13 protein-coding genes are annotated in these 16,067 nt (G+C 70.6%); 9 read left to right on the plus strand and 4 right to left on the minus strand.

The window, feature by feature from the left end:
• Positions 1-13: 13 nt before the first annotated feature.
• Positions 14-877 carry a hypothetical protein gene (locus tag ACZ6X9_RS10465; protein WP_469777527.1) on the plus strand — a complete coding sequence of 288 codons (864 nt, stop codon included), beginning with the start codon at positions 14-16 and terminating at the stop codon, positions 875-877.
• A 211-nt stretch (positions 878-1,088) separates the two neighbouring features.
• On the opposite strand, the gene ACZ6X9_RS10470 is transcribed toward ACZ6X9_RS10465, so the two are convergent.
• A complete protein-coding gene (locus ACZ6X9_RS10470) occupies positions 1,089-1,406 on the minus strand; it encodes a cupin domain-containing protein (RefSeq protein WP_469777528.1) in 318 nt (105 codons plus the stop codon).
• A 334-nt stretch (positions 1,407-1,740) separates the two neighbouring features.
• A complete protein-coding gene (locus ACZ6X9_RS10475; RefSeq protein WP_469777529.1) occupies positions 1,741-3,294 on the minus strand; it encodes an MFS transporter in 1,554 nt (517 codons plus the stop codon).
• A gap of 578 nt (positions 3,295-3,872) precedes the next feature.
• Between ACZ6X9_RS10475 and ACZ6X9_RS10480 the strand changes: the two genes are divergently transcribed.
• From ACZ6X9_RS10480 to ACZ6X9_RS10495, 4 genes are all read left to right on the plus strand, one after another.
• Positions 3,873-4,808, plus strand: a complete 936-nt coding sequence (locus ACZ6X9_RS10480) for a terpene synthase family protein (RefSeq protein ID WP_469777530.1) — start codon at positions 3,873-3,875, stop codon at positions 4,806-4,808.
• A gap of 468 nt (positions 4,809-5,276) precedes the next feature.
• Positions 5,277-6,692: a family 2B encapsulin nanocompartment shell protein gene (locus ACZ6X9_RS10485; RefSeq protein ID WP_469777531.1), complete on the plus strand. Its 1,416-nt coding sequence runs from the start codon at positions 5,277-5,279 to the stop codon at positions 6,690-6,692.
• Positions 6,693-6,786: 94 nt separating this feature from the next.
• Complete coding sequence (locus tag ACZ6X9_RS10490) at positions 6,787-8,298, plus strand: family 2 encapsulin nanocompartment cargo protein terpene cyclase (protein ID WP_469777532.1); 1,512 nt, start codon at positions 6,787-6,789, stop codon at positions 8,296-8,298.
• A 15-nt stretch (positions 8,299-8,313) separates the two neighbouring features.
• Positions 8,314-9,189, plus strand: coding sequence for a geranyl diphosphate 2-C-methyltransferase (locus ACZ6X9_RS10495; protein WP_469777533.1), 876 nt, complete (start codon positions 8,314-8,316; stop codon positions 9,187-9,189).
• Between the two features lie 146 nt (positions 9,190-9,335).
• On the opposite strand, the gene ACZ6X9_RS10500 is transcribed toward ACZ6X9_RS10495, so the two are convergent.
• Together ACZ6X9_RS10500 and ACZ6X9_RS10505 are read right to left on the minus strand one after the other, a co-directional pair.
• Complete coding sequence (locus tag ACZ6X9_RS10500) at positions 9,336-9,947, minus strand: class I SAM-dependent methyltransferase (protein ID WP_469777534.1); 612 nt, start codon at positions 9,945-9,947, stop codon at positions 9,336-9,338.
• Positions 9,948-10,071: 124 nt separating this feature from the next.
• Positions 10,072-10,716 carry a dihydrofolate reductase family protein gene (locus ACZ6X9_RS10505; protein WP_469777535.1) on the minus strand — a complete coding sequence of 215 codons (645 nt, stop codon included), beginning with the start codon at positions 10,714-10,716 and terminating at the stop codon, positions 10,072-10,074.
• Between the two features lie 503 nt (positions 10,717-11,219).
• Between ACZ6X9_RS10505 and ccrA the strand changes: the two genes are divergently transcribed.
• The 4 genes from ccrA to ACZ6X9_RS10525 are packed head-to-tail and all read left to right on the plus strand — an operon-like array spanning position 11,220 to position 16,064.
• The gene (gene ccrA, locus ACZ6X9_RS10510) at positions 11,220-12,557 is read left to right on the plus strand and encodes a crotonyl-CoA carboxylase/reductase (protein WP_469777536.1); all 1,338 of its coding nucleotides are present in this window, start codon (positions 11,220-11,222) and stop codon (positions 12,555-12,557) included.
• Positions 12,557-14,572: a protein meaA gene (locus ACZ6X9_RS10515; protein WP_469777537.1), complete on the plus strand. Its 2,016-nt coding sequence runs from the start codon at positions 12,557-12,559 to the stop codon at positions 14,570-14,572. The genes ccrA and ACZ6X9_RS10515 overlap by 1 nt, the downstream gene beginning before the upstream one ends.
• On the plus strand, positions 14,569-15,546 hold the full coding sequence (locus ACZ6X9_RS10520; RefSeq protein WP_469777538.1) for an HpcH/HpaI aldolase/citrate lyase family protein: 978 nt from the start codon (positions 14,569-14,571) through the stop codon (positions 15,544-15,546). The genes ACZ6X9_RS10515 and ACZ6X9_RS10520 overlap by 4 nt, the downstream gene beginning before the upstream one ends.
• Before the next feature lie 5 nt (positions 15,547-15,551).
• A complete protein-coding gene (locus ACZ6X9_RS10525) occupies positions 15,552-16,064 on the plus strand; it encodes a MaoC family dehydratase (RefSeq protein ID WP_469777678.1) in 513 nt (170 codons plus the stop codon).
• The last annotated feature ends 3 nt before the right edge of the window (positions 16,065-16,067 follow it).

The following is a 16,067-nucleotide window of genomic DNA, read 5'->3' on the forward strand; positions in this document are numbered from 1 at the left end:
TTACAGTGACGTCATGATCACGCCCGCCGACCGGTCGCCCCTCGACCTCCTCGACAGTCACCTGGAAGCGCTCTCGGACGCCCTGTGGAACAGCCAAGGCGCCCTCACGGACGCCCTCGCCCTCCCGGAGCTTCCCGCGTTCACCGGCACCGGCACCGGCACCGGCACCGGCACCGACGAGAGAGAAGCAGAGCTCCTCGCCTGGGCCCTCGATCGGCTCCGCCGCATCCCCCGCGAGCCGAACGACGCCTTCGGGCTTCAGGTCAACGGTCTGCTGCACGACCTCCGCGGCCGCCGCAGCCCCTGGAACGCGGCGGCGTTGCGGCTGCTCGACGATCACTACACCTTCATGGCCACCGGGCCCCGCCGTCACGAGGACTGGAAGCAGGACGCCATCGCCGTCATGCACCGGTCGGCTCCCGACCCCCGCGGCTTGATACGCCTGGACTGGGACCGCACCAACGCCGCCCGCGAGACACTGCCCGCCTACCCCTTCGCGCCACCGACCGCCGACGAAGTCGCCAAGTATGTGCACCCCGTGGAGAAAGAGACGGCGGTCGCCTCGCTCGCCGTCATGACCGAGGGGTGGTCGGCGGAACCCGCCCCCGTCCGTTCGCGCCCGGACCGGGCCGCCGTCCTGGCGGACGCCCGGACCCTGCTCGACCGCTACGGCCCCACGGCCCGCTTCTGGACCACCGCGTCGCCCACGGAGGAACCGGGCCACGACTTCCTCGCCTCGGGCCTCTCGGCGTACTTCTCCTTCAGCGGCTTCCTGAGCTGCGAGTACATCGACGGCATCGACTTGTGGGGCGATCTGGGGCTGATCGCGGTCAACGAGGACGAAGTGGGCCTCTTCTGGGCGATCGCCGCCTACTGAGCAGTGCCCGACAGGCCGTACAGCGGGCCGCTCCCCCGTCGATCCGGACGGCAGACGGCAGAGGGCACGGGACATGGTGCGCCCCACCGCGTCGGGACGACCGCCGGCGGGCGGCGCTTCCGGTCGACGGTGAGGTGACGGCGAGGTGGGTGGACCTTCTCTCTCCGTGCTCCGTGCCCTGGCCAGAGCCCGTCCGGGCCGTCATACGCGCTCAGTTCGCAGTGGCGCCTTCCCGGAGTTCCACGATCAGGAGTGTCCCCCGGCTGCCGGGGCGGACCGCGTGGGTCGTGCCCGCCGGAATCATGTACAGCTCGCCCGCACCGACCGGAACAGGCCGGCCCTCGACTTCGAGCCGGAGCTGCCCCTCGAGAACCAGCAGAGCCTCGGGGGCATCATGGCTCTCCGCCTCCACGGGCATCTCGTCCATCCTCAGCACCTTCACGCAGGCGGTGCCCACGTGCCCCAGCACCCGGGACCGCCACCCTTCCGGGAGGTCTACCGCGGTGTTCACCAGGTTGGTCAGGCTCACGACACACTCCTCCCACCGGGCGCACACGAATCCGCGCCCCGCCTTCGACAGTGAATGCCTGGACGCTATCCGACCTGCGCTGATGCTTGGTCGACCGAACGGCAAAGTTCTGCGGAGTACCAGGCGCCAGCCACTGGCACCGGGTCCGGTCGTTCCCGACGACGCCCTGGTCGCCGGAGCCGAACGTCGAGGCAGACCTGGTCCCGGGTGTCCGTGCGGCGGGCGCAGCCGCAGAACCCCTCGGCCGGCGAGCAGCCGTCCGGGAGGGCACTGGCTCCCCGCCCTCGCACCCACCGGGCCGGGGCGCCGTCACGCCCACAGAGCCGGAGCGCCGTCACGCCCCGGCTTCCGGGGCCCGGGCCCCCGCGATCTCCGCCGCTTCCTCCTCCGTCGCCACCGACGGCGGCGACCCCTCCAACGGCCGTCCGGCGGTCTCCTTCATGACGGCCACCGCGGCCAGGCCGACCAGTGCCGCCCCGGCGGCGTACCAGGCGGGGGCCAGGTCACTGCCGGTGGCGTGGATCAGGCCGGTGGTGATCAGCGGAGTGGTGCCGCCGAAGAGGGAGGTGGAGAGGTTGTAGCCGATGGAGAGGGAGCCGTAGCGGACGCGGGTGGGGAACAGGGCGGGGAGCGCGGCCGACATCGTGCCGAGCAGACAGACGAGGGACAGGCCGAGCATGAGCGTGCCGCCGAACACCGGGGCGAGGCCGCCCTGCCCGATCAGCAGGAAGGCGGGCACCGACAGGACGACGAACCCGCCCATGCCCGCCATCAGCAGCGGCTTCCGGCCCACGCGGTCGCTGAGCCGCCCCACGAAGGTGATGACGCACATCAGCAGCAGCATGGTGACGATCAGGACGACGACGCCGTGCGCCTCGTCGTAGCCGAGGCGGTCGGTGAGGTAGGTGGGCAGGTAGGAGAGCAGCATGTAGTCGGTGATGCCGTAGGCGCCGGCCAGGACGACGCACAGGGTCAGCCGGGGCCACTGGGTGGCGAAGATCTCCCGTAGCCCGGCCGCTTCCTCGCGGTGCCCGGTCCGGCTCGCCGAGTCCTCGGACAGCTTCCGGAAGGCCGGTGTGTCCTCCAGCTTCAGCCGCAGGTGGAGGCCGACGAGGCCGAGCGGCCCGGCGACGAGGAAGGGCACACGCCATCCCCATTCGCGCATGCCGTCGCCGCCGAGCCACGCGCTCATGACGGTGACGAGTCCGGCGGCGCCGACGTAGCCGGCGAGGGTGCCGAACTCCAGGAAACTGCCGTAGTGACCACGGCGTTTGTCGGGCGCGTACTCGGCGATGAAGGTGGACGCGCCGCCGTACTCGCCGCCGGTGGAGAAGCCCTGCACCATCCGGAAGGTGATCAGGAGGACCGGTGACCAGAAGCCGATGGCGGCGTAGGACGGGATCAGCCCGATGGCGAACGTGCCGGCGGCCATCAGCACCATCGTCAGCGCGAGCACCCGTTTGCGGCCGACGCGGTCGCCGAGCGGCCCGAAGAACAGCCCGCCGAGCGGCCGGACGAGGAACGCCACGGCGAAGGTCGCCAGGGACGACAGCAGCCGCACCGCGCCGTCGTCGGACGGGAAGAACACGTCGCCGATCGTCACGGCGAGGTAGCTGTAGATCCCGAAGTCGAACCACTCCATCGCGTTGCCGAGCGCCGCGGCCTTCACCGCCCGTCTGACCAGGCGTTCGTCCGTGACCGTGACGTCCGCGCGGGTGATGTCCGTGGCCGTGCCCTCCATGACCGTCCCGCCCGTGACCGTCCCGCCCGTGGCCGTGCCGTCCGCGGCCGTGCCTTCCGTGCGTCGCCGACCTGGTGTGCGACGCCCTCCGGCCGCCGTCCGATCACTGCCGTCGCGCCGGACGTCGACGCTGCCGCCTCCTGACAAGGCTCGGTTCCTTTCCCGCGGTGGCGCGGGCCCGGCAACAGGCGTTTCCCCGCACGGGGCCCGATGTCGCGGCGCGCCTTCACACCGGGCGGACCCGCGAAACGGCCGGTGGCCGAATCGCGACGCAGATCACGTCCGGTCCGGGAGCGGTGGTCACCGGAGCGGGGTGCGGAGGCGGCGGGACGCCCGGCCCGGGGTGGAGTCCGCCGCCCGGCAAGATCGACGAAGCCGACGCGGCCCTCCGCGGCAAGCGCGCCGGGCAGCCGCTCGTTCTCGGTGGTGAGGCGTACGGGGTCGCCGGCGGCCGCTGGGGACTCCGTGAACGGAGGGGACGTGCCGCGACCGGGGTCGCGCGTTCGTCCGGAGCGGGTGAGGGCCCTCTTGTCAGACCTGATGGTTGCCCGGACCCTGGTGGGGGCGGACAAAAAGGCTGAATCGAAGCTGAATCGAAAAAATGATCAGCCAGGGTGAATGTCGAGGACATGATGACATCGACCGACCTTCCCGGGTTCGACCTCCCGTTTCCCCCGCGATCCAGCCCTGACGTGAAGCGGGCCAGGGCTGCGAACCTGTCCCGCATGAAGGCCCACGGAATGCTGGCCACCCTCGAAGCCGAGGAGTGTTACCTGTCCTGGGACATGGCCCGGTTGGCCGGATACAGCTATCCGTCGGCCGTCGGTGACGAACTGGATCTCGCGGTGGACCTGATGGCGTTCTTCTTCGTCTTCGACGACCAGTTCGACGGCCCACTCGGGCATGACCCGGCGGGCGCGGCAGCCTTCACCGCCGAACTGATCGCCGTCCTGTACCGGTCGGCCGGGCAGCCGCTGCCCCGTCCCTGCTCGCCGTTGGTGTCCTTCTTCACCGACCTATGGGAACGCAGCAGGCAGGGCATGCCCGCCTGGTGGGCCGCCCGTGCCGCCTGCAACTGGGAGTACTACCTGGGCACTTACATCCCCGAAGCGATCGATCGCACCAGCGGCCGCGTTCCGTCCTGGCAGCACTACCTGGAGGTGCGACGCGGTATGTCCGGCACCCGCACCGTCGTCGACTACGGCGAGCGGACCGGCCGATTCACCGTTCCGCAGGTCGTCGCCCACACTCCCCAGTACCGCATGATGCGTCGCATCGCCGCCGATGTGCCCTTGCTCTGCAACGATGTGCACTCGGTGCACAAGGAGGCGCCCCGCGGCGATGTCGACAATGCCGTCCTCGTCGTCGAGCACGAGCGTGGGTGCAGCCGCGCCGAGGCACTGCGCGCGGTGCGGGACATGGTCGTCGATGACCGCATTCCTCGTTTCCGGAGCCTGGAACCGGAACTGATGCGAACCTGCGCGGCACTCGGCCTCGACGCCCGCGACCGCGCCGCCGTCGACAAGTCCGTCGCGGCCTTCAAGGCATGGATGGCCGGGTATCACCAGTGGGAGATCGAGACCGGACGCTACCGGCCGGAGCGCATCGTGTCACCCGACCGCCCGAACTACGTCGAGGATCTCGTCAACCGCTCGGCATGAGCGAGCCGCACCGCGTCGGTCGCCGGGTCCGGTCGCCCTCCGGCGGACGACCGCTCGGGGGCTTCACACCCGCCGCGCCCAGCGCTCAGCGCGCCGCGGGCGGCCGAAGCCGGCCGCCTGCCCGGTCCGCTCCGGTGCCCCGCCCTCGAACAGCACGGCGCCCTCGCGTGCCGGCGGCGGCGTGAGGCGTTGAGCGGGCGTGGTGCCCGGCCTGCGCGATCCGTTGCCGGGCGATGGAGGCGGCGCGCTGTCGCTCGATGGTCGGACAAACCGCATTCGAAAGATAATCACCGCTTCGAAGGAAGCTGCCGGGCTCTCCGGGCGAACCGACTCGGCCGGCCGTTACCGTGCTGTTGGCGGACGGATCACCGCAATCGTCCCTCCCTGCCTACCGGATCCTCCGCGTCTCCCGTATCGGCGCACCCGCGTGCGCCGGTCGCCCGGCCACGCAAGGAGCAGCCCACCCCGATGACCGTGGACAGCAGCCCGGGACCCGAGGCCGCACCGGCCGCACCTCAGCAGTCGCTGAGCACCTCCGCCGCACGCAACCTCACCACCACCACGAAGTCCGCCCCGCAGATGCAGGAGATCACCTCCCGCTGGTTGCTGCGGATGCTCCCTTGGGTCGAGACCAAGGGCGGCACCTACCGGGTCAACCGACGGTTGCGTCATACCGTCGGCGACGGGCGCGTCGAGTTCGTGCAGGAGGGTGCCACGGTCCGTGTCATCCCCCGCGAACTCGGCGAACTGGCCCTCCTGCGGGGTTTCGAGGACCTGACCGCCCTCACCGCTCTCGCCGGTCGCTGCGAACAGCGGGACTTCACCGCGGGTGAGGTCATCGTCGAACGCGGCAGCCCGGCGGACCGAATCCATCTGATCGCCCACGGCCGTGTCCGGCAGGTCGGTGAGGGACAGTACGGCGGAGAGACTTTCCTCGCGGTGCTCGCGGACGGTGGCCACTTCGGGGAGAACGCCCTTCTGGACCCCGACGCCCGCTACGACTACACGGCCACCGCCGAGACGTCCGGCACCCTTCTCACGCTCTCCCGTGCGGACTTCGCCGCCGTGCAGGACTCCGTGCCCGGTCTTCGCGCCCACGTCACCGAGTTCGCCGCCGCCGCGCAGCGACCGCAGAACAAGCACGGTGAGGCCGAGATCGCCATGTCGGCCGGGCACGTCGGCGAGGCCGACCTGCCGAAAGCCTTCGTCGACTACGAGCTCGAGCCGCGCGAGTACGAACTGTCGGTCGCCCAGACCGTCCTGAGGGTCCACACGCGGGTCTCCGACCTTTTCAACGGGCCGATGGACCAGACGGAGGAGCAGCTCCGGCTGACCATCGAGGCGCTGCGCGAACGCCAGGAGTACGAGCTGGTCAACAACCGTGAGTTCGGGCTGCTGCACAACGTCGACTTCAAGCAGCGCATCCAGCCCCACTCCGGCCCGCCGACCCCGGACGACATGGACGATCTGCTCTGTCGCCGCCGCGGCACCAAGTTCTTCCTCGCCCACCCGAGGACGATCGCCGCGATCGGGCGCGGCTTCAACGCCTACGGGCTCTATCCGGACCACGTCGACCTCGGCGGACAGTCCGTCCCGGCCTGGCGCGGGGTCCCGATCCTGCCCTGCAACAAGATCCCGATCAGCAAAGAGCAGACCAGCTCCATCATCGCCATGCGTACGGGCGAGAAGAGCCAAGGGGTCATCGGCCTGTGGCAGACAGGGCTGCCGGACGAGGTCGAGCCGGGCCTCTCGGCGCGCTTCATGGGCATCAACGAGCAGGCGGTCGTCTCGTACCTCGTCAGCACGTACTACTCCGCCGCGGTGCTCGTACCCGACGCCCTCGGGGTCATGGAGAACGTGCAGATCGCCCGCGGACGCGGCTGAGGGCACGTACGCCGCGCGGAGCGGGCCGGGCCGGCCCGTCCACGCCGCACGAGCGCTCACCCCACCGCGACGAGGAGCAGCAGAGGAGCAGCAGATGCCCGATCCCGGGCCCCGTGGACCAGCCGTCCCCGCGCAGCCGTCGAGGCCGGACGCCCCGGTGGCGGACGTCCCCACACCGGCGACGCCCGACCTTCCGATCCCGGCGGCGGCCCTCGGCCTCGCCGCGATGCCGCATCCGCCGATCGCTCTCCCCCCTGCTCCCCCTCTGCCGTCGGGCACCGGCACGCCGCCCGCACCGCCCTCCGCCCCCGCCGCCGAACCCGCTGCCGAGCCCGCTGCCGAGCCCACCGTCCGGCAGCTCCTGGGAGGGCCCACCGGACTGGGCACGACCTCGCTGTCCCTGGCGGGCGGTCCGCGACCGGCCGGCGCGCCGTCGCCGCCTCCCGCTCCTCCGCCGGTCACCGGCGCGGGAGCGGTCACCCCCTCCGGACCGGTGGCCGAACCGGTGGCCGGCCCGGGTCCTCGACGGCTCCCGGGAGGGCCGAGCGGGCTGGGCACCGCCGCGCTGTCCCTCGCCCTCACCTCGCACCGGCCACCGCCGGAGCCCGACCCGGCCCCGCCCGCCGAAGGCCAGGCCGTACCCGGCCTGTACCACCATCCCGTTCCGGAGCCCGACCCCGTCCGTGTGGAGGAAGTGAGCCGCCGGATCAAGCGCTGGGCCGAGGACGAGGTCCGGCTCTACCCCGAGGAGTGGGAAGGGCAGTTCGACGGCTTGTCGGTCGGGCGGTACATGGTCGGCTGCCACCCCGACGCTCCCACGATCGATCACTTGATGATCGCCACCCGGATGATGGTCGCGGAGAACGCCGTCGACGACTGCTACTGCGAGGATCACGGCGGCTCGCCCGTCGGCCTCGGCGGACGCCTTCTCCTGGCACACACCGCACTGGACCCGCTCCACACGACCCCCGAGTACGCGGCGGCGTGGGGGGAGTCGCTCGGCTCGGACGCCCCGCGGCGCGCCTACCGCAGCGCGATGGACTACTTCGTCCGCATGGCCACGCCCTCCCAGGTCGACCGCTTCCGTCACGACATGGCCCGGTTGCACCTGGGTTATCTGGCCGAGGCCGCCTGGGCCGAGACCGACCATGATCCGGAGGTGTGGGAGTACCTGGCCATGCGCCAGTTCAACAACTTCCGCCCCTGTCCCACCATCACCGACACCGTCGGAGGCTACGAGCTCCCGGCGGACCTGCACGCACGCCCGGAGATGCAGCGGGTCATCGCGCTGGCCGGGAACGCGACCACCATCGTCAACGACCTGTACTCCTACACCAAGGAACTCGCCAGTCCCGGCAGGCACCTGAACCTGCCCGTGGTCCTCGCCGAACGCCAACAGCTCTCGGAGCGCGACGCCTACCTCAAGGCGATCGAGATCCACAACGACCTCATGCACGCCTTCGAGGCGGCGGCGGCCGAGCTCGCCGCGGACTGCCCGCTGCCCACCGTGCTGCGCTTCCTCAAGGGCGTGGCCACATGGGTCGACGGCAACCACGACTGGCACCGCACCAACACCTACCGCTACAGCCTGCCCGACTTCTGGTAAGGAACGGACACCTCGATGACCACAGAAATCATCCCCGCCGGCTCCGCGGCGATCCCGGCCCCGGCGACCCCCTACCAGAAGGACATCGCCCGGTACTGGAACAACGAGGCGCGGCCGGTGAACCTGCGCCTCGGTGACGTGGACGGGCTCTACCACCATCACTACGGCATCGGCGCCGTCAACCACGACGCCCTGGGCGACCCGGAGCACAGCGAGTACGAGAAGAAGCTGATCGCCGAGCTGCACCGGCTCGAGTCCGCTCAGGCCGACTTCCTCCTGGACCACCTCGGTCCCATCAAGACCGACGACCTGCTCGTCGACGCCGGCTGCGGGCGCGGCGGATGCATGGTCATGGCCCACCGGCGCTTCGGCTGCACCGTCGAGGGCGTCACCCTGTCCGCCGCCCAGGCCGACTTCGGCAACGGGCGGGCACGGGACCTGCGGATCCAGGACCACGTGCGCTCCCGCGTGTGCAACATGCTCGACACCCCCTTCGAGAAGGGCAGTGTGGCCGCCTCGTGGAACAACGAGTCGACCATGTACGTGGACCTGCACGACCTGTTCGCCGAGCACTCCCGCTTCCTCAGGGTGGGCGGCCGGTACGTGACCATCACCGGCTGCTGGAACCCCCGCTACGGCCAGCCGTCGAAGTGGGTCTCCCAGATCAACGCCCACTTCGAGTGCAACATCCACTCCCGCCGCGAGTACCTGCGGGCCATGGCCGACAACCGGCTCGTACCGCAGACCGTGATCGACCTGACCCCCGACACCCTGCCGTACTGGGAACTGCGGGCCACGTCCTCACTGGTCACCGGGATCGAGAAGGCGTTCATCGAGTCCTACCGGGACGGCTCCTTCCAGTACGTGCTGATCGCGGCCGACCGCGTCTGACCCGGCGGCACCATCCGCGGCCCCACCACGGCGCCTCACCCGCCGCTCAGGCCGGCCGGGCTCGCTCCCGGCGCCCCCCCCGGTCCGGGCGGGTCCCGTGACCGCGGCCTTGGGCGACGGACCGGGCACCGGCCCCGGCCCCGAGGTCAGCCGTTGCGGGTCGCCCAGACCTCGACGTACGGGCCCGGGTCCACGGCGTCGACCGTGAAACCCGCACCGGCCACCGCCGCGGCGAACTCGTCCGGGTCCCAGACGGTGTACCACCGCCGGCCGTCGGGTTCGTCGAGCCAGCCCGTGCGGCCGGCGGCCTTCAGGCACACGTACAGACGGCCCCCGGGACGCAGCAGCCCGGCGAACTGCCCGAGCACGTCCACCGCGTCCGCCGAGTCGAGGTGGACGAGCGAGGCGGAGGCCCAGATCCCGTCGAACGTTCCGGCCGGGAACCGCGTTCCGACCTCGCGCAGGTCGCACGCGGAGGCGGGCGCGTGAGCGTTGGCCATCTCCACGAACACCGGGTTGAGGTCGACGCCGCGCGCCACGTGCCCGTGGTCCCGGAATCGTGCGAGGTCACGACCGGGACCGCACCCCGCGTCGAGGATCAGCGAAGGCGCGGGCAGGGAGCCCGCGAACCGTTCGACACGATCGGCCATCTTGGGCGCGTGCTCGGCCGCGTACGCGTCGGCGTGGTCGCTGTAGACGGCGACGGATTCGGCCACCGGGTCCATCGGCTCTCCGTGAGATGTGGTGCTTGAGGTCATCCCCCCATCCTCGGCCGCTCCCGCGTCGCCGGCCGGCGGCCGGACCGAAACGGGACCAAGCTCATACGCTCTCGACCCGGGCCCCGTGGCGCCCGGATCCGCGCGAGCCGAGAACGACCTCGCGTCACTTGCGCCAGAACAAGTGGTGCGTCACGCCGCTCGGGCTGGGCACGACATCGAGGTGGAACCGGTCGAGGAGCTCGTCGGGGGACTCCCAGAGCCGCATTCCGGACCCGAGCTTCACCGGCGAGACCGCCACATGCATCGTGTCGACGAGGTCGGCGTCGAGGAACTGCCGGATGGTGGTGGCTCCGCCGCCGAGCCGGATGTCCTTCCCCCGCGCCGCCTCCCGCGCCCGCTCCAGGACCGTGGCCGGGTCGCCGGCGACGAAGTGGAACGTGGTGTCGGAGAGGGTGAACGAAGGGCGTTCGTGGTGGGTCATGACGAAGACCGGGGTGCGGAACGGGGGCTTGTCGCCCCACCAGCCGCGCCACTCGTGGTCCTGCCAAGGCCCGCGCTGGGGTCCGAACTTGTTGCGGCCCATGATCTCGGCGCCGATGTTGCGGGCGTAGTCCCGCGTGAAGTAGTCGTCGAGACCTCGGCTCCCGCCGGGGTCGGTGCGCATGGTCCAACTGGCGGTGGCGCCGGCCCAGGCGAACAGCCTCTCGGGCTCGACGTGGCCGAACGGACGCTCCAGGCTCTGGTCCTCGCCGGCGCCGATTCCGTCACTCGAGACGGTGAAGTTCTGCACTCTCAGCATCTGAGCCATGTGTTCCTCCCGTGCTGTCGACAACGGTGGCGGTACCCCCGGGCCGGGAGGACCGGTCGCCGCGTCCGGTGACCGGCCGGACGCCGGGCCACACGGACTCCTCCCGCGTCAACCTAGGCGGGGCGCCCTACGGCGATCAACGGATCGGCCGGGCCACTCCCCCGCGACCCGGCAAATCCACCCGTTCCACCGGCGATGCCCGCTCATCTGTGAACCCCCGGTGACAGATGTCTCAAATTCCTGGCACCGAGTGTCTTGTCGAGTGGCACGGCGTGCCATACCTTGATGGCGTCCGGGCGGCCGGCGCACCGACCACAGCGTCGTGTGCCGGCTGTCCCCACAAGCACCACTTGTGCGCCCGGACCGCCTGCGTCACCAGGCACACGTACCGCCTGCGCGGCCACCCCGCGCGCTCCCGCGCCACCCCACCGAACCGACGGCACCATCCCCCGACGTTCCCTCAAGCCGTTTCCCCGAGAACGCGCTTCGCCGGAGGCACTACCGTGAACCAGATACTCGACGCCATCCTCGCCGCGGACACCACGAGCGAGGACTTCGCCGCCCTGCCGATCCCCGAGTCCTACCGCGCGGTCACCGTGCACAAGGACGAGGCGGACATGTTCGCCGGACTGGCGACCCGGGAGAAGGACCCCCGCAAGTCCCTGCACGTCGAGGAGGTGCCGGTGCCCGAACTCGGGCCCGGCGAGGCGCTGGTGGCCGTGATGGCCAGCTCGGTGAACTACAACTCCGTGTGGACCTCGATCTTCGAGCCCGTCTCCACCTTCTCCTTCCTGGAGCGCTACGGCCGGCTCTCGCCGCTCGCCGCGCGCCACGACCTGCCGTATCACGTCATCGGGTCCGACCTCGCGGGCGTCGTGCTGCGCACGGGCCCGGGCGTCAACGCCTGGAAGCCGGGCGACGAGGTCGTCGCGCACTGCCTGTCCGTCGAGCTGGAGTCCGCCGACGGGCACAACGACACCATGCTGGACCCGCAGCAGCGCATCTGGGGCTTCGAGACCAACTTCGGCGGCCTGGCGGAGATCGCGCTGGTGAAGTCCAACCAGCTCATGCCCAAGCCGGACCACCTGAGCTGGGAGGAGGCCGCGGCCCCCGGCCTGGTCAACTCCACCGCGTACCGGCAGCTCGTCTCGCGCAACGGCGCGGGCATGAAGCAGGGCGACAACGTGCTGATCTGGGGCGCGAGCGGTGGACTCGGCTCGTACGCCACGCAGTTCGCGCTCGCCGGTGGTGCCAACCCGATCTGCGTCGTCTCCAGCGAGCAGAAGGCGGAGATCTGCCGGCGGATGGGCGCCGAGGCGATCATCGACCGGAACGCCGAGGACTACCGGTTCTGGAAGGACGAGCACAGCCAGGACCCGCGCGAGTGGAAGCGGTTCGGCAAGCGCATCCGTGAGCTGACCGGCGGTGAGGACGTGGACATCGTCTTCGAGCACCCGGGCCGCGAGACGTTCGGCGCCTCCGTCTACGTCACGCGCAAGGGCGGCACCATCGTCACCTGCGCCTCCACCTCCGGCTACGACCACCAGTACGACAACCGCTACCTGTGGATGTCGCTGAAGCGGATCGTCGGCTCGCACTTCGCCAACTACCGCGAGGCGTGGGAGGCCAACCGGCTGGTCGCCAAGGGCAAGATCCACCCGACGCTGTCGAAGACGTACCGGCTGGAGGAGACCGGCCAGGCCGCGTACGACGTCCACCGCAACCTCCACCAGGGCAAGGTCGGCGTGCTGGCGCTGGCTCCTGAGGAGGGCATGGGCGTGCGCGACGAGGAGATGCGGTCCCGGCACATCGACGCCATCAACCGCTTCCGGAACGTCTGATGGGCTCCGGCCGACAGAAGGACCGTCCCTGGCTGATGCGGACGTACGCCGGCCACTCCACCGCCGAGGCGTCCAACGAGCTCTACCGCCGCAACCTCGCCAAGGGCCAGACGGGCCTGTCCGTCGCGTTCGACCTGCCGACGCAGACCGGTTACGACCCGGACCACGTCCTGGCCCGCGGCGAGGTCGGCCGGGTCGGCGTCCCGGTGTCGCAACTGGGTGACATGCGGCGGCTGTTCGAGGGCATCCCGCTGGAGCGGATGAACACCTCCATGACCATCAACGCCACCGCCATGTGGCTGCTGGCGATGTACCAGGTGGTCGCGGAGGAGCAGGGCGCGGACGTCACCACGCTCCAGGGGACGACGCAGAACGACATCGTCAAGGAGTACCTGTCGCGCGGGACCCATGTGTTCCCGCCGGGCCCGTCCCTCCGGCTGACCACCGACATGATCGCGTACACGGTGGCGCACATGCCGAAGTGGAACCCGATCAACATCTGTAGCTACCACCTCCAGGAGGCGGGGGCCACCCCCGTCCAGGAGATCGCGTACGCCATGTCCACCGCCATCGCGGTGCTGGACGCGGTGCGCGACTCCGGGCAGGTGCCGGCCGAGCGGTTCGGGGACGTCGTCGCCCGCATCTCGTTCTTCGTGAACGCGGGCGTCCGCTTCGTCGAGGAAATGTGCAAGATGCGGGCGTTCGGCCGCATCTGGGACCGGGTCACCCGGGACCGGTACGGCATCCAGGACGCCAAGCAGCGCCGCTTCCGCTACGGCGTCCAGGTCAACTCCCTGGGCCTGACCGAGGCGCAGCCGGAGAACAACGTCCAGCGGATCGTCCTGGAGATGCTGGCCGTCACCCTCTCCAAGGACGCCCGCGCCCGCGCCGTCCAGTTGCCCGCCTGGAACGAGGCGCTGGGCCTGCCGCGCCCCTGGGACCAGCAGTGGTCGCTGCGCATCCAGCAGGTGCTGGCGCACGAGAGCGACCTGCTGGAGTACGAGGACATCTTCGCCGGGTCGCACGTGATCGAGGAGAAGGTGGCCGGGCTGGTCACCGACAGCCTGGCGGAAATCGACCGCATCCAGGAGATGGGCGGCGCGATGGCCGCCGTCGAGTCCGGCTACCTCAAGGCGCAGCTCGTCTCCTCGCACGCCGAGCGGCGGGCGCGGATCGAGTCGGGCGAGGAGAAGATCGTCGGGGTCAACTGCTTCGAGACCACCGAGCCCAACCCGCTCACCGCCGACCTGGACACCGCGATCATGACGGTGGACCCGGACAACGAGGCGCGGGTGGTCGCGGCGCTGCACCGGTGGCGGGACGACCGGGACGAGTTCCGGGCCCAGGAGGCCCTGTCGGTGCTGAAGAAGACCGCGGCCGGCTCAGAGAACCTGATGCCCGCCACCCTGGAGTGCGTCCGCGCCGGGGTGACGACCGGGGAGTGGGCCTGGGCGCTGCGCGACGTCTTCGGCGAGTTCCGCGCCCCGACGGGCGTCAGCGGCGCCCCGCTGGCCGTCACCGCCGAGGCGGGCACCCCGCTCGCCGCGGTCCGGGCGAAGGCCGCGAGGACCGCCGAGGAGCTCGGCGCGGGCCGGCTGCGGCTGCTGGTCGGCAAGCCCGGCCTGGACGGGCACTCCAACGGCGCCGAGCAGATCGCCGTCCGGGCCCGCGACGCCGGCTTCGAGGTGGTCTACCAGGGGATCCGGCTGACCCCCGAGCAGATCGTCGCGGCGGCCGTCGCGGAGGACGTGCACTGCGTCGGCCTGTCCATCCTCTCCGGCTCGCACGCCGAACTCGTCCCCGACGTGCTGGCCCGGATGCGGGCGGCCGGGGCGGGCGAGGTGCCCGTGATCGTGGGCGGGATCATCCCGTCCGCCGACGCCGCCGCGCTCCGGGAGGCCGGGGTGGCGGCCGTCTTCACCCCGAAGGACTTCGGTATCACCGAGATCATCGGCCGTATCGTCGATGAGATCCGCACAGCGAACGCGCTCGACCCCCTGGAGGTCTCCGCATGACCGGCATCCCCGCCACTCCGGTTAACCGGCTTCGTCCCCGCCGCTCCTGCCTCGCCGTCCCCGGCAGCAACCCCCGCTTCCTGGAGAAGGCCCAGGGCCTCCCGGCGGACCAGGTCTTCCTCGACCTGGAGGACGCCTGCGCGCCGATCGCCAAGGAGGGCGCCCGCCACACGATCGTGGACGCGCTCAACAACGGCGACTGGACGGGCAAGACCCGGGTCGTGCGCGTCAACGACTGGACCACCCACTGGACGTACCGGGACGTCGTCACGGTCGTCGAGGGCGCGGGCCCGAACCTGGACTGCATCATGCTGCCCAAGGTGCAGGACGCCCAGCAGATCGCCGCCCTGGACCTGCTGCTGACGCAGATCGAGAAGACCATGGGCTTCGAGGTCGGCCGGATCGGCATCGAGGCGCAGATCGAGAACGCCAAGGGCCTGGTGAACGTGGACGCCATCGCCGCCGCGTCGCCGCGCATGGAGACCATCGTCTTCGGCCCGGCCGACTTCATGGCGTCGATCAACATGAAGTCCCTGGTCGTCGGCGAGCAGCCGCCCGGCTACGGCGCCGACGCCTACCACTACATCCTGATGCGCATCCTGATGGCGGCCCGCGCCCACGACCTCCAGGCGATCGACGGCCCCTACCTCCAGATCCGCAACGCCGACGGCTACCGCGAGGTCGCCGGGCGCTCGGCGGCGCTGGGCTTCGACGGCAAGTGGGTACTCCACCCGGATCAGGTGGCACTCGCCAACGAGATCTTCTCGCCGTCGCAGGAGGACTACGACCACGCCGAGCTGATCCTGGACGCCTACGCGTACTACACGTCCGAGGCGGGCGGCGCCAAGGGTTCGGCGATGCTCGGCGACGAGATGATCGACGAGGCCAGCCGGAAGATGGCGCTGGTGATCGCGGGCAAGGGCCGGGCGGCCGGCATGTCGCGTACGTCCAAGTTCGAGATCCCGGAGGCGTGACCGTCATGCAGTTCGGCCGGACCTACGAAGAGTTCACCGTCGGCGACGTCTACAAGCACTGGCCCGGAAAGACGGTCACCGAATACGACGACCACCTCTTCTGCCTGCTCACGATGAATCACCACCCGCTGCACATGGACGCCAACTACGCGGAGCGGACGACGGATTTCGGAAAGAACGTCGTCGTCGGCAATTACGTCTACTCGCTGCTGCTGGGAATGTCCGTACCGGACGTGTCGGGGAAGGCGATCGCCAACCTGGAGGTCGAGTCGCTGAAGCACGTGGCGCCGACGTTCCACGGCGACACGATCTACGGCGAGACGACCGTGCTGGACAAGACGCCGTCGAAGTCGAAGAGCGACCGCGGGATCGTGTACGTCGAGACCCGCGGATACAAGCAGGACGGCACCGTCGTCTGCGTCTTCCGGCGCAAGGTGATGGTGCCCACCGCCACGTACATCAAGGAGCGCGGCGGCGAGCAGCCCGGCCGCCCCGAGCCGATCGTCCGGGAGAAGTGAGAT

It is taken from the genome of Streptomyces sp. NPDC052910 (assembly GCF_055585605.1).

Excerpts from the sequence above, each read along its gene's own strand:
- ACZ6X9_RS10505 (WP_469777535.1), bottom strand. The coding sequence starts at position 10,716 with ATGGCTCAGATGCTGAGAGTGCAGAACTTCACCGTCTCGAGTGACGGA.
- ACZ6X9_RS10480 (WP_469777530.1), top strand. The coding sequence starts at position 3,873 with ATGAAGGCCCACGGAATGCTGGCCACCCTCGAAGCCGAGGAGTGTTAC.
- ACZ6X9_RS10525 (WP_469777678.1), top strand. The coding sequence starts at position 15,552 with ATGCAGTTCGGCCGGACCTACGAAGAGTTCACCGTCGGCGACGTCTAC.
- ACZ6X9_RS10495 (WP_469777533.1), top strand. The coding sequence starts at position 8,314 with ATGACCACAGAAATCATCCCCGCCGGCTCCGCGGCGATCCCGGCCCCG.
- ACZ6X9_RS10465 (WP_469777527.1), top strand. The coding sequence starts at position 14 with ATGATCACGCCCGCCGACCGGTCGCCCCTCGACCTCCTCGACAGTCAC.
- ACZ6X9_RS10485 (WP_469777531.1), top strand. The coding sequence starts at position 5,277 with ATGACCGTGGACAGCAGCCCGGGACCCGAGGCCGCACCGGCCGCACCT.
- ACZ6X9_RS10515 (WP_469777537.1), top strand. The coding sequence starts at position 12,557 with ATGGGCTCCGGCCGACAGAAGGACCGTCCCTGGCTGATGCGGACGTAC.
- ACZ6X9_RS10520 (WP_469777538.1), top strand. The coding sequence starts at position 14,569 with ATGACCGGCATCCCCGCCACTCCGGTTAACCGGCTTCGTCCCCGCCGC.
- ACZ6X9_RS10490 (WP_469777532.1), top strand. The coding sequence starts at position 6,787 with ATGCCCGATCCCGGGCCCCGTGGACCAGCCGTCCCCGCGCAGCCGTCG.
- ACZ6X9_RS10500 (WP_469777534.1), bottom strand. The coding sequence starts at position 9,947 with ATGACCTCAAGCACCACATCTCACGGAGAGCCGATGGACCCGGTGGCC.